General features: G+C 47.4%; 12 protein-coding genes. 6 read left to right on the top strand and 6 right to left on the bottom strand.

The window, feature by feature from the left end:
* Nucleotides 1–131: 131 nt before the first annotated feature.
* Nucleotides 132–1,367 (bottom strand): diguanylate cyclase, encoded by a 1,236-nt coding sequence (locus AT705_RS15835; protein ID WP_058797315.1) that lies wholly within the window; start codon nt 1,365–1,367, stop codon nt 132–134.
* A gap of 335 nt (nt 1,368–1,702) precedes the next feature.
* On the opposite strand from AT705_RS15835, the gene AT705_RS15830 reads away from it, so the two are divergent.
* The 5 genes from AT705_RS15830 to serA all read left to right on the top strand — a co-directional run bounded on the left by AT705_RS15830 (nt 1,703) and on the right by serA (nt 6,655).
* The gene (locus AT705_RS15830; protein ID WP_058797314.1) at nt 1,703–3,229 is read left to right on the top strand and encodes a S10 family peptidase; all 1,527 of its coding nucleotides are present in this window, start codon (nt 1,703–1,705) and stop codon (nt 3,227–3,229) included.
* Nucleotides 3,230–3,451: 222 nt separating this feature from the next.
* On the top strand, nt 3,452–3,988 hold the full coding sequence (locus AT705_RS15825; RefSeq protein WP_058797313.1) for a hypothetical protein: 537 nt from the start codon (nt 3,452–3,454) through the stop codon (nt 3,986–3,988).
* Nucleotides 3,988–4,605: a 5-formyltetrahydrofolate cyclo-ligase gene (locus tag AT705_RS15820; RefSeq protein WP_058797312.1), complete on the top strand. Its 618-nt coding sequence runs from the start codon at nt 3,988–3,990 to the stop codon at nt 4,603–4,605. The genes AT705_RS15825 and AT705_RS15820 overlap by 1 nt, the downstream gene beginning before the upstream one ends.
* 154 nt (nt 4,606–4,759) lie before the next feature.
* Nucleotides 4,760–5,413 (top strand): ribose-5-phosphate isomerase RpiA, encoded by a 654-nt coding sequence (gene rpiA / locus AT705_RS15815; protein WP_058797311.1) that lies wholly within the window; start codon nt 4,760–4,762, stop codon nt 5,411–5,413.
* A 12-nt stretch (nt 5,414–5,425) separates the two neighbouring features.
* A complete protein-coding gene (serA, locus tag AT705_RS15810) occupies nt 5,426–6,655 on the top strand; it encodes a phosphoglycerate dehydrogenase (protein WP_058797310.1) in 1,230 nt (409 codons plus the stop codon).
* A gap of 80 nt (nt 6,656–6,735) precedes the next feature.
* On the opposite strand, the gene mdh is transcribed toward serA, so the two are convergent.
* Nucleotides 6,736–7,668 (bottom strand): malate dehydrogenase, encoded by a 933-nt coding sequence (mdh, locus tag AT705_RS15805; RefSeq protein WP_058797309.1) that lies wholly within the window; start codon nt 7,666–7,668, stop codon nt 6,736–6,738.
* Nucleotides 7,669–7,940: 272 nt separating this feature from the next.
* Here mdh and argR point away from each other — a divergent pair, with 272 nt between their 5' ends.
* Nucleotides 7,941–8,408 carry a transcriptional regulator ArgR gene (gene argR, locus AT705_RS15800; protein WP_010382986.1) on the top strand — a complete coding sequence of 156 codons (468 nt, stop codon included), beginning with the start codon at nt 7,941–7,943 and terminating at the stop codon, nt 8,406–8,408.
* A 6-nt stretch (nt 8,409–8,414) separates the two neighbouring features.
* On the opposite strand, the gene AT705_RS15795 is transcribed toward argR, so the two are convergent.
* From AT705_RS15795 to AT705_RS15780, 4 genes are all read right to left on the bottom strand, one after another.
* The gene (locus AT705_RS15795) at nt 8,415–9,329 is read right to left on the bottom strand and encodes a Dyp-type peroxidase (RefSeq protein ID WP_058797308.1); all 915 of its coding nucleotides are present in this window, start codon (nt 9,327–9,329) and stop codon (nt 8,415–8,417) included.
* A gap of 328 nt (nt 9,330–9,657) precedes the next feature.
* A complete protein-coding gene (locus tag AT705_RS15790) occupies nt 9,658–10,689 on the bottom strand; it encodes an ABC transporter ATP-binding protein (RefSeq protein WP_058797307.1) in 1,032 nt (343 codons plus the stop codon).
* Nucleotides 10,689–12,320 carry an ABC transporter permease gene (locus AT705_RS15785; protein WP_058797306.1) on the bottom strand — a complete coding sequence of 544 codons (1,632 nt, stop codon included), beginning with the start codon at nt 12,318–12,320 and terminating at the stop codon, nt 10,689–10,691. The genes AT705_RS15790 and AT705_RS15785 overlap by 1 nt, the downstream gene beginning before the upstream one ends.
* On the bottom strand, nt 12,321–13,325 hold the full coding sequence (locus AT705_RS15780; protein WP_010382992.1) for a Fe(3+) ABC transporter substrate-binding protein: 1,005 nt from the start codon (nt 13,323–13,325) through the stop codon (nt 12,321–12,323).
* Nucleotides 13,326–13,595 lie beyond the last annotated feature (270 nt).

Raw genomic sequence — 13,595 nt, 5'->3', positions numbered from 1 at the left:
ATAAAAGTAATTATTTTACAGGTGGTTAGGTTGAATCACAGATATGGAATGAACATCAAACGCACCGTACTGGTGCGCCTGTTTATTGTCTGACTTGAAATGGTGCAATGCAGAGAGGGGTGAACTGAGGGTTAGCTTTCACTGACCATTACGCAATTACGCTGAGCTTCTTTGGCACGATACAAAGCGCTGTCTGCCGCACGCATAACGTCACTGAGAGTCGCTTTGTCGCACCGGGCAATACCCACACTGAGTGTGCAGTGTAATGCCTTCTCCTGGATCATAAACTGCGTGTTGGCAAAGCGCTCTTTGAAATCCTGGCAGCTATTTTTAGCCACAACTAAGTCATTACCCGGCATTAGCACGGCAAACTCCTCCCCACCGACACGTGCCACCAGGCAGTGGTTGAAAGAGCAATTAAGCAGCTCAGCGACCTGAGACAAAACTTTGTCCCCCCCCAGATGACCGTACTGGTCATTGATTGCCTTAAAATGATCCAGATCCAGTAACGCCAGCGTGAACTGATCCGGCTTATTCTTGAGTACTTTATCCATGTGCTGGCAAAAATAACGACGATTATAGAGACCAGTCAGGAAATCTCTGTGTGCGTACTCTTTAATATCGGCGATCAGATTCAACTGCTCCATGGTTTGCATCACCCGGCAATGAAACTCTTCATTCATAAAGGGTTTGGTCAAAAAGTCATTCGCACCATATTTGATGAACTTGGCAGACAAACCATGACTGCCAGCACCAGATAGACCAATAATAGCGAGATCATCACGGCCCCGACTATTACGCACCGCTTTTACCAGTTCAAAACCGTCCATGGTCGGCATCGCATAATCCGTCAGCAATAATTTAATGTCCGATTTGGCATTGAGCATATTCAAAGCCTGCTCACCATCTTGCGCCTCAAAGACCGTAAACAACTGCTTTTCCAGCATCTGTCTCATCACAGCCCGGCTGATCATCGAATCATCTGCGATCAGTGCCTGGCACCCTTCGTTGCGCAATAAGCGTGATACCAGTTTAATGGCATAGAGGTAAGAGTCCCGATTGTCCTTAATCACATAATCAACGACGCCCATCTCGAGCATTTGCTGACGGCTATACTCATCAATTTTAGAGGTTAATACCACAGTAGGCACATTGCGGCTCAGTGTAAGCTGCACAACCTCTCCGTCAGGGGCGTCTGGTAAGGTCAGGTCAACCAAAGCCAGAGTGTAATGTTGGCTCTCGAGTAATGCCTGGGTCTCTTTCAGTGACCAGGCATAATCAATTTCCACATCCAGGTGTTGTGATGCAAGGTGGCGAAGGATCTGTTGCACTACCTTACTGTCTTCGACGACTAATACTCTTTGCATTACGATGCTCTACTAAAACTACGAGAAAAGGGAAGAGATACAAGAATTTAACAGCGCTAAATACTTTCATACTACAGACATAAGGATTAAATATACGCGATTTACGTGACAAAAAAAACTCACCGGCCAATAAAATTGTAAACAGGCCGCAACAAAAGCCCGCTTTACCTCGGATGCCTAGGGCAATTTGAGACACAAAAAACAAACCAAGAAAACCATAAAAATTAACACGCATTGCGCATAGCCTATTTTTTGGCAATTAGTCTCAAGTTTTTTGAATTCTGACCTGGATGCGTCTTAAATAAGCAGATCGATGTCACCCAAAAAATAAAAACATGTTGTTGAAGCCACTACTGTTCGCTCTTTCTGCGACTTTTATTACCACACTCTCTCACACCGCATCGGCACAAGCTGATACTCAAGGTCAGTTAACCCAGCAAATTGATGCTCAGGTCATCACCGAACACAAAGGAACCTTTAACGGGGAGCGGATCGCCTACACCGCCACCACAGGTACTCAGCCTGTATGGGATAAAACAGGCCACCCGATAGCGACTCTTCACTATACCTACTATAAAAAGAATAAAGTCAAAGATCCCGCCACTCGTCCGCTGCTGATCTCATTTAACGGTGGCCCGGGCTCCGCGTCAGTATGGATGCATATTGCGTACACCGGGCCTCGGGTGCTGAAGATTGACGATGAAGGTTATCCGATGCAGCCTTACGGCTTAAAAGATAACCCGGATTCGGTACTGGATGTCGCCGACATTCTGTTCGTCAACCCAGTCAACACCGGTTACTCCCGTGTGCTACCAGAGCAAGACGGTTCAATGGCTGACAAACAAACCCTGCAATCACGCTTTTTCGGCGTAAATGCAGATATCAAATATCTGGCAGAGTGGCTCAATACCTTTATCAATCGACATGGTCGTGCACTGTCACCGAAGTTTTTGATTGGTGAAAGCTATGGTACAACTCGTGTTTCAGGCCTGGCCCATGAACTACAAAACAAGCAGTGGTTATTTTTAAATGGCGTGGTACTGGTTTCTCCGACAGATATTGGCATTAAACGCCAGGGGCCGGTAAAAAGTGCCAATCGCCTACCGTATTTCGCAGCAACCGCCTGGTATCACAAGGCGCTCCCCGATGCCTTGCAAAATCAAGATCTACTGAATGTACTTGAGCAGGTAGAAGCCTACACCTTAGATCATTATCTGCCCGCATTGGCCAAAGGGGCCATGTTAAGTGAGCAAGAACGCCTGGCAGTAGCAAAGCAAGTCGCACACTTCAGCGGGCTATCAGAGCAGTTCGTACTGCAGAATAACCTCGACATTCCCAACCGCAGTTTCTGGAAAGAGTTGTTACGCGAGCGTGGTTATACCGTCGGCCGTCTTGACTCCCGCTATCTGGGTATTGATAAACGAGACGCCGGTGAAGGCCCCGACTATTGGCCTGAACTGGATGCCTGGCTGCATGCCTTTACGCCGGCAATTAATCATTACTTCCGCCACGAGCTGAACTATAAAACGGACATCAAATACAACATGTTTGGCGATGTACGCCCCTGGGATCGCAGCAAAAACGAGGTGGGTGAACAACTTCGCTTATCGATGGCGAAAAACCCTTACCTGAACGTGATGGTGCAATCAGGTTACTATGACGGTGCTACCAACTACTTTGATGGCAAGTATAACCTCTGGCACCTCGACCCCAGTGGTAAAATGCAGGACCGGTTGCGTTTTAAAGGCTACCGCTCTGGCCACATGATGTATCTGCGTCGCCCGGATCTCACCCAGGCCAATCAGGATCTGCGAGCGTTCATTACTGACGCATTAAAGTACAATCAACCTGCTAAATACTGATCTCCCTGACCTCTCTCACGGCGCTGCAATGCAGCGCCGTTTCTTATCTGGTACTGACCATAGTGATTACTTCACACACTATGCTTAAAAGTTAGGTATACTCAAAACAACAATTGACGATGTCCATATTTTTTATTCCGCTTACCCAGCAATAAGTTAACGACAATTCACAGGGCCGCGGGGTATATAATGGACCCGAAGTAACAATTTTGAGGAAACCTCATGAGCGAACATTTTCGCGTCGTGTTTTCCGGCTTTAAGCCCGACACTGACAGCCAGGCAGCCACAGAGCAACTCGCAGCCAAGTTAAAAGTACCGACGCAGAAGGTCGTCGACTTCACCGCTGGCAAACCCTTATTTGGCCCTGGTGATAAGCAAAAATGTCTAAAGCAGGCCAAATTACTCGCCGTGTATGGGATCCAGAGTAAACTGCAATCACAGGCCTCTGACCCCGCAGAAACCATGCAAAATGCAGCCAATGAACGTGTGTTTGATGCCCTGGATTACATCACCAGCAGCCTCATCCGCATCGAGGAAAAGCTTGATGAACTGGAACAACGCATCGATGGCAAGCAGGCGCAGGATGAGCAACATGAAGAAGATGAGTGGGAAGATGAAGCTTTGTTTAGCGAACTGGAACTCGACAATGAGCCACCCAAACGCTCTAAGAAGCTGCTGTATATTCTCCTGTCATTATTAGTGTTGTTACTGATTGTGTTAGGGATCAGTCTTGCTTTCCCCGAATTGGTACCTATGTAATGAAAACACCCTCACCGAAAAATGAAAAAAATGCATCTTCAAGAAAGGATATTAGAAAAAGCATTAGAAAATTGCGCAACAGTCTCACTGATGAGCAACAATCAGCGGCAGAGAAAAATCTAACTATTAATTTTTTTCAATACATAAAACCCACTAAAAACGCCCGTATCGGGGTCTACCTTGAGAACGATGGCGAACTAAGAACTAACCTTTTAATTCAATCACTTTGGTCCGAAGGTGTGGACCTTTACCTGCCTGTAATACACCCCTTTAGCGGCGTTACTTTGCTCTTTCAGAAGTATGAAAAAAACTCACCCATGAAGCAGAATCGCTATGCTATCTTAGAGCCAGAATTGAATTGTAGCCAAATTTGTCCACTGGTGCAGCTAGACTACTTGCTGCTCCCATTGGTGGCATTTGACGATTCAGGAAACCGCCTTGGTATGGGCGGTGGCTATTATGATCGTACGCTGGCGCGTTATTATCGTGAGAACTGGCAACAGCCTAAATTGATTGGTCTGGCTCATGAATGTCAGAAAGTTTCAGCACTACCAACCGAAGCCTGGGATGTGCCTTTACCAACCATAATCACGCCACAGCACTGCTATCAGTGGTGACATATACGGTAATGCGTGCAATCACGCGTTACCACTAAAAATAAGCCTGGAGTATCTGATCATAATTTCCGTCATTGATGGCATATGACATATTTTTTTTGTGCTTTGAGCGTATAATTGCGAACCAATAATTAACTAATACAGTGATCGCGTTATGACTCAAGATGAAATGAAAAAAGCAGCTGCCTGGGCGGCATTACAATATGTAGAAGCTGGTACAGTTGTCGGTGTAGGTACAGGTTCCACCGTTAACCACTTTATAGACGCACTGGGGAGTGTTAAAGACACCATCAAAGGGGCCGTTTCAAGTTCAGAAGCCTCTACAGAAAAGCTCAAAGCACTGGGTATCGACGTGTTCGAACTCAACGACGTCTCTGAATTGGATATTTATGTGGATGGCGCAGATGAAATTAATGCCCTCAATCAGATGATCAAAGGTGGTGGTGCAGCTCTGACACGCGAAAAGATTGTCGCTGCGGTTGCCCGCAAGTTTGTCTGTATCGTCGACAACACCAAGCACGTAGACGTACTGGGACAGTTCCCTTTGCCAGTAGAAGTGATCCCGATGGCGCGCAGCTACGTTGCCCGCGAACTACTTAAGCTCGGTGGCGATCCCGTCTATCGCCAGGGTGTGGTCACAGATAACGGCAATGTGATTTTGGATGTCCATGGGCTTTCCATCACACAAGCTGCTGAACTAGAAGAGAAAATAAATCAAATCGTCGGTGTTGTCACCAATGGCCTGTTTGCTCAGCGCGGTGCCAACATCGTCATCACTGGTACCCCAGAGGGGCCACAAATTAAGTAACAGGAATGAGTCATGAGTAAGGTATCCCTGTCTAAGGACAAAATTCGCATTTTATTGTTGGAAGGCGTACATCAGAGCGCCGTTGAAACGCTCAAACGCAACGGTTATAGCAATATCGAGTACGTGAAGACATCGCTGCCTGAAAATGAACTGATTGAGCGGATCAAGAATGTCCACTTTGTGGGGATCCGCTCACGCACTCACCTTAATGAGACGGTGCTGGAAGCAGCTGAAAAGCTGGTCGCGATTGGCTGCTTTTGTATTGGCACTAATCAGGTCGATCTAAGCGCAGCCAAAAAGCGTGGCATTGCCGTCTTTAATGCCCCATTTTCAAATACTCGTTCAGTGGCGGAACTGGTTCTGGGTGAGATATTACTTCTATTACGTGGCATTCCAAAACGCAACGCCATGGCACACCGAGGTGAATGGTACAAGTCGGCTATCGGCTCTTTTGAAGCCCGCGGAAAAACGCTGGGGATCATAGGATATGGTCACATAGGTACTCAGTTGGGGATCATGGCTGAGAATATCGGCATGAAGGTCGAATTTTATGACATTGAAGATAAACTGACGTTAGGTAATGCACAACAGGTGCAGAGCTTAACTCAGCTACTTCAACGTGCCGATGTAGTTAGCCTGCATGTCCCTGAAACGCCACAAACTAAAAACCTGATTGGCATGGCCGAGCTGGAAGTGATGAAGCAAGGCGCAATTTTGATCAATGCATCTCGCGGCACAGTGGTAGACATCGATGCTCTGGCCGAAGCACTCAGCGCCGGTAAACTGTCTGGTGCTGCTATCGACGTATTCCCGGTCGAGCCCAAGTCTAATGATGAAGAGTTTATCTCTCCACTGCGTCAATTTGACAACGTGATCTTAACGCCGCATGTCGGTGGCTCTACTCAGGAAGCACAGGAAAACATTGGTATTGAAGTCGCGGGTAAACTCACTAAGTACTCAGACAATGGCTCTACCGTCACCGCAGTCAACTTCCCGGAAGTGTCACTGCCTGAGCTATCAAACCGCAGTCGTCTGCTCCATGTGCATGAGAACCGCCCTGGCGTCCTGACACAAATTAACCAGGCGTTTGCACAACATGGCATCAACATTGCTGCGCAATATCTGCAAACGGATGACAGCATTGGCTACGTGGTCATCGATGTTGACAGCGACCACTCTGAAGTGGCATTAAAAGAGCTAAGCGCTGTAGAAGGTACTATCCGCGCCCGGATCCTGCACTAATAAACTGCAACTACCGCAGACACAAAAAAGCCTGTCACAAGACAGGCTTTTTTAGTATTTATTGCACTGCAATGTGGCAATTATGCCATGAAATCAACACCTTCTTTGATGTCTTTTTCAAGAGTCGCAAGCATGTCGTCTTTTGCTTGTTGCTCAAACGCGCTCAGCTCGCCGTAAGGAAGTAGCTCTTCTACGCCATTTTTACCAAGACGAACTGGTTGTGCGAAGAAAGTCGCATCGCCAGTGTTGCCTTCAACGTAAGCGTATTCAACCACGTTCTCATCTTGCAGACCTTTAACCAGTGAGAAGCAGAAACGCGCTGCCGCTGCGCCCATAGACAGAGTTGCAGAGCCGCCACCCGCCTTCGCTTCAACCACTTCAGTACCCGCATTCTGGATACGTTTAGTCAGCGCAGCGACTTCTTCATCAGAGAACTCAACACCCTCAACCTGAGAAAGCAGAGGCAAGATAGTTGTACCTGAGTGACCACCGATCACAGGTACTTTAACGTCGTTTACGTTCAGGCCTTTCAGCTCAGCGATGAAAGTCTCTGCACGGATCACGTCCAGTGTTGTTACACCGAAAACGCGAGCTGGATCGTAAGTACCCGCTTTTTTGAATACTTCAGCAACGATTGGCACAGTGCCATTCACAGGGTTAGTGATCACACCAACCAGGGCTTTAGGACAGTTTTTAACGATGCCTTCAGACAGAGTCTTGATGATGCCCGCGTTTACATTGAACAGATCAGCACGATCCATACCTGGCTTACGTGGCATACCTGCAGGGATCAATACGATGTCTGCATCAACCAGCGCTGCATCCAGGTCGTCTTTACCAAAACCAGCGACTTTTACCGCTGTTGGGATGTGAGACAGATCAACCGCTACGCCAGGTACTACTGGCGCTACGTCGTATAGCGCAAGCTCAGAACCAGCAGGCAAACCGTTTTTAAGCAAAAGAGACAATGCTTGACCGATACCGCCAGCGGCACCTAATACAGCAACTTTCATTGGAATTCTCCATAATTTGAAGGTGGAATTAAATGTGCTGTAAAGATAATGAAAAGCGCCGCCAAAAACAAATTTATACGCGCAATTTTCGTCTTTTTTTCGACTATAGTTGTAAAGTTCGCGACAAATTCTGCTACTAATGGTTTACGCATGCCATGCGTTTCTAATAAAGATAATCTTCACCGCTTGAAGAATCTTCTTGTCCTGAAATTTGGGTAACAGACTGGTTTTGTGTAAAATCCTAACAGTCGAGTCACAAAGAAGTATTGAATATGCAGCCGCAGGAAAAACAAGAAGCCCTCGTTAAAGCCTTTAAGGCCCTGTTAAAAGAAGAAAATTTTGGTTCTCAAGGTGAAATCGTCGATGCCCTAAAAGATCAGGGGTTTGACAATATCAGCCAAAGTAAAGTCTCTCGTATGCTTAGTAAGTTCGGTGCCGTCCGGACCCGTAATGCCAAACAGGAAATGGTATATTGTTTGCCTGCTGAGATGGGTGTACCAACAGCAAAAAGCCCGTTACGTCAGCTGGTCATTGACATAGTGCACAACGAGATGATGATCATCATACGCACCAGCCCGGGCGCCGCTCAGCTGATTGCGCGCTTACTGGATTCTTTAGGATCTGCGGATGGTGTGTTAGGGACCATCGCCGGTGATGACACCATTTTTATTGCCCCCGCCAAAGTGTCTGAGATCGACGCGACACTGGAACGGGTCAAAACGCTGTTTGATAACGTCTGATAGCGATTACGACTGCGCCATTTGTTGCAAGAACTGCAGCGATGGCGCAAAAAATGCAGCCCCCATATCGCCTTGTGAATAGTCCAGTAACGGATCATAATCCCCATCACCAGACAAGCCAAAGCGACTATGTAACAGCTGCTCAAACGCATTACCTTTCGCAGCGCAACTGAGCCACAGGCTCCCCTGCTCATAAACATCCCCATAGGGCATACTCTGATTCAACAACAAAGGCTTTCCTTCGTTGTCTTTAATCTCATTGAGGCGAGCGTGATTGTAGGGCGGTGCATCGTCAATCAACTCGTTGTCCAGCCGGGTGCGCCCCATCAGTTGTTCCTGATCTAACAAAGGTAACGCCTGCCAGCGTGCCAGGTCGAACTGAGTCCGCAGAATATGGATATAACTGCCCTGATCATCCAGCCCCCCAGAGTTGCTGACTAAGGCCACCTGACGTTTAAAACGACCATGAGGTATATCGGCGCCATAAACAAATCCATTGAAGTCACGTCCATCGAGAAAACGAAAAGCGCGTACCTGTGCAACCAGTTCAACGCACCCGGACAGCATGTGCAACACACTCTGGGCAAACAGATGATTCACATCTTCCCGATCTGAGCGGATCACATAAAGCAAATCAAAAGGCTGGCTGTGGCACAAATGCTCACTGCTTTTTATCAGAGGAAAACCTTTCAATTGAGGGGGAATGAACTCGGGATAAATATGTGGCCAATATTGCGCCCCCACAGCCACAAAGCTGCTGAGCATGGCCTCTGAAAAGCGGTCGCTGAGTTCGTCCTGTAGTCTGCCTGCCTGACTGAGTGCCGAGCGCACGACCTCATCCTGACCATCCAGTACATTAAAAAATAAGTGCAAACCATGCAGGTTTGCCTCAGCACATACCCCTGATTGTGCTTGCGCCATCACCCCATCCTATCATTATATCAACACGCGAAAATCTGACATAATATCAATCCGCATAGTTAAGTAGCTCGTCTTGAGACGGAAAAACCTCGGTGATAACCAGGCAAAAAATTGTCATTATTGCTCTGAATGAGAAATTTTTTACATAGTCCGCGGCTGATTTAACCCCTCATAGTGGTTGTGTATAAGTGCTGATTGCTATGTTCGCCAACCATACTGAACCTGAACGGTGCGGTTGTATCCGTAGCTTCTTGGCCACTTCCTTTCACCGCCCAACCCTTCGCACTTACCTAAATTGCTATAAGCTAATGTAACGAATTGTTATGCATTAAGAAAAGAAGTTTATCGCATGGGGCTTAATTTTCAAACTTACCGGCCGGCTCAGATCCAGCGGTTTATCTGACGGCATAGCGACCTCCAGCATCTGACCTTCCAGCTCGATGGCATATAAATACTCGGTGCCGACAAAGCGGTGTTGCGCCACATCAACTTGTCCCTGCTCGGTATTAAACAACTCAATATGGCTAGGCCTCAGGTAAATCTGCCCCTCCCGGGCCGGGCTCTCAATATCAATCAGAGACTCTACCGAACCAAACGCGGTTTCGACCTGCGCACCGTTGTGACGCTGTGCCGAAACGTATGCTCCCTGCCCTAAAAACTCAGCAACCTGGCGACTGCTCGGATGCTGAAAGAGTTCTTTAGGTGTGCCCAACTGGGCGATCTGCCCCTGGTGCATGATGGCAAGCCGATCGGCAAAAGCAAACGCTTCATCTTTAGAGTGGCTGACGAAGATAGCGGATACCTGCTGGTCCTTAATAATATCGCGAATATCTTTGATCAGCTGAAAGCGCACCTGGGCGTCAATATTAGAAAAGGGTTCATCCAGCAGTAACAAGTTAGGGTGATATGCCAGCGCTCTGGCAATGGCCACACGCTGCTGCTGACCACCAGACAACTCATGAGGAAAACGCTCTGCATAGCCTTCAAGGTGCACCAGCTCTAACATGTGAGCCACACGCTTCTGGCGTTCTGCCTTACTCAATTTATTCAGGCCAAAGGCAATATTCTGTGCCACTGTCAGGTGAGGAAATAATGCATAGTCCTGAAACATCATACCGATATTTCGATGTTGAGGAGCAACAAAGTGCCGCTCACTGCTGACACTTTTACCATTAATGCGGATTTCACCCTGTTGAGGGTGCAACAGGCCAGCAATCGCTTTTAGGGTCGTGGTTTTGCCGCAGCCACTGGCGCCAAGCAAACACACTATTTCATTTTCAGCCACGGTTAAATCAAGCTGCTGGATCACAGGATGGCCGTCATAGTGATAGTTTAACGATTGAATTTCTAAACTTGGCATTAGTTGTGTTGCTCCATTGAGCGGTTGACCCAATATAACGGGATAAGTCCGACCAGGACGATAAACAGCGCTGAAATCGAAGCCAGCTCCAACTGCTCATCACTGACGTACTGATAAACATGAGTGGCCAGGGTCTCAAAATTAAAGGGACGCAATAACAGCGCCGCGGGCAGTTCTTTCATGCATTCGATAAAAACCAGTAAGCCAGCCGTCAGCAAGCCTCGCTTGAGCAGGGGCATATGAACCTGAGTCAGGGTCTGAAAGCGCCCTTTACCGAGTGACAGACTGGCCATGTCGATACTTGGGCTTATCCGTACAAAGCTGGACTCAACCGCGCCATGTGCGATGGCATAAAAGCGCACCACATAAGCAAAAATCATCGCGAACAAGGTACCGCTTAATAACAGCCCTGGCTCAAAACCACTGCCATCCAGCCAGTCATTAAGCTTGCTATCCATTAACGTCAGCGGCAGCAAGACCGCAATAGCCAATACAGTACCTGGCAGGGCATAACCTGTACTGGCAAAGCGCCCTGGCAGATTGGTGAACTTACCTGGCTCGATGCGCTGATAGTACACCACCAGTAAACTGATAAACATGGCAATCACGCTCACATACAGACTGATCTGTAAGCTTTGCAGCGCATAGGTAAAGAACTCGGCATTCCAGGCTTGTTCGAAATAATGAAATGCATAATTGAGTAATATGCCGACCGGAACAAAAAACGCAACGCCAAGGATCAACATGCAAAACCCCCAGGCCAGCCACCCCTGATAACCCGTTAAGTCATATAAGTGGGTGTCATTAACCCCGGATTGACGCTCGTGAACCACCTGAGTTTTACGGCTCATTCGTTCAAGTAACAGGGCAACAAATAAAAACAGCAGCATAATACCCGAGATTTTGGCTGCCGCAGTCAGGGAGTAATACCCCAGCCAGGTGTCATACACTGCCGTCGTCAGGGTACTGACCGCAAAATAATGGACTGTGGCAAAGTCTGCCATGGTTTCCATACTGATCAACGCAAGTGCCGCGACAATCGCGCCACGAGACAGAGGCAGGCTGACTTTAAAGAAACTTTGCGCCGGGCTCATGCCCATGAGCTGGCTTGCCTGAACCAATTTAAAAGACTGTTCTCGCAATGCGGTTTTAAAAATCAAATAGAGATAGGGGTAAAGCACCAGTGCTATCATCACAATCGCGCCAGGCAAAGTGCGCAGATCGATGAACCAGTAATCATCCGGTCCCTGCCAGCCAAATTGCTGCCGTAACCAGATTTGAACCGGGCCCGCATAATCCAACAGGTCAGTATAGACGTACGCAATAATATAAGCAGGCAGTGCCAGGGGTAACATCAACGCCCATTCAAACACTCGCTTACCGGGAAAGCGACAATAGGCCGTTAACCACCCCAGAGGCAGGGCAATTAACGCGCTGAGCGCCACAACACCGGCGATCAGCACCAGGGTGTTACGAGTGTAGTCCCATAACACGCTCTGCCACAGATGGCTGAATACTTCCGATTCGCCTTGCAGCGCCTCGAAAATCAAAAATGCCAGCGGGATTGACAGTGCAATGCCTATCAACCACGCTATGCTCTGCCACGAGGACAGACTTTGTTTTAATTGCATTTAAAGGTCAAATTTTACCTCATCGATGAGCTTAAGCGCCATCGGACGGTATTTACTGATCTCGGACAATGGTAGGCTATCTTCCTTAAAAGTGCCCCAAGATGCCACTAATTTCGACAATTCGACGCCCGGTTTAACCGGATATTCCATATTCATCGAGGCGTACATGTTCTGTGCTTTATTGTCGGTCATAAACTCGATCAGTTTCAAGGCATTTTCTTTGTTTTTCGAGTACTTGGTCATCACGACACCCGAAACGTTCAAATGTGAACCCCGATCACTCTGGTTTGGAAAGTTAATATAGACGGCATCAGCCCAGGCTCTTTGCTTATTGTCTTCAAGCATTTTGCCAAAGTAATAGCTGTTGCCCAGCGCCAAGTCGCACAAGCCTTCTTTTACGGCTTTGACCTGAGCGCGATCATTACCTTGTGGCTTACGTGCCAGGTTTGCTTTCACCCCTTGCAGCCAGGTTTTGGTTTCGGCCTCGCCATGGTGCGCAATCATAGAAGCGACCAGGCCTAAATTGTATGGGTGTTTGCCCGAACGTGTGCAGATCTTGCCTTTGTATTTAGGGCTAGCCAGCTCTTCATAGCTCAGACTGGTTAACTTGCCTGCTCTGTCTTTTGAAGAGTATACATTGCGCACGCGTTTAGTCAGTGCGACCCAATGACCATCCGGATCACGAAAGCTGGCCGGGATATTTTTATCGACTTTATCGCTGTCGATGGGGTTAGTCAGCCCCATTTCTTCTAGCTGGATCATAGCACTGAAGTTTGAAGTCAAAACCAGATCGGCGCGACCGTGTTTACCTTCGCGTTTAACCCGCTCAATCAAACCTTTTTTCGCAAACACAACATTGGTCTTAATGCCGGTCTGTTTAGTAAAGTCATCCAGGATCGGTTGGATCAGGAAAGGCTGACGATAGGAATAGATGTTCACTTCATCCGCAGCGACAGCAGATAAACTGGTTACAGCAGCAAGCAATGTTGCGATTGCACTTTTCATATAAGCTCCAAATAATAACAATAACTATTCTCAGGCTATGGTAACCCGGATCCCGACAAAATACAGCCGATAGTTCAACATATTGCAATTTTATTAAATAGCGACATCCGGACATTTAGTTGTGAGAGATCTCTCACTAAGCCTGTCGCAATCTATGAAGATAATGCTGACTTTATCAGCAAAATATAAAAAGGTCTTTGTTAGATAACAAGTTTTTTTACAGCCAATTTATTTAATCGAAATTCAAAGCGTTTTTTCGTGCTGTTATCT

Origin of the sequence: Pseudoalteromonas rubra (assembly GCF_001482385.1) — a bacterium.
GTDB lineage: Bacteria > Pseudomonadota > Gammaproteobacteria > Enterobacterales > Alteromonadaceae > Pseudoalteromonas > Pseudoalteromonas ardens.
The sequence above is the reverse complement of the archived record's forward strand: the minus strand, read 5'-3'. Positions and strand labels throughout refer to the sequence as shown.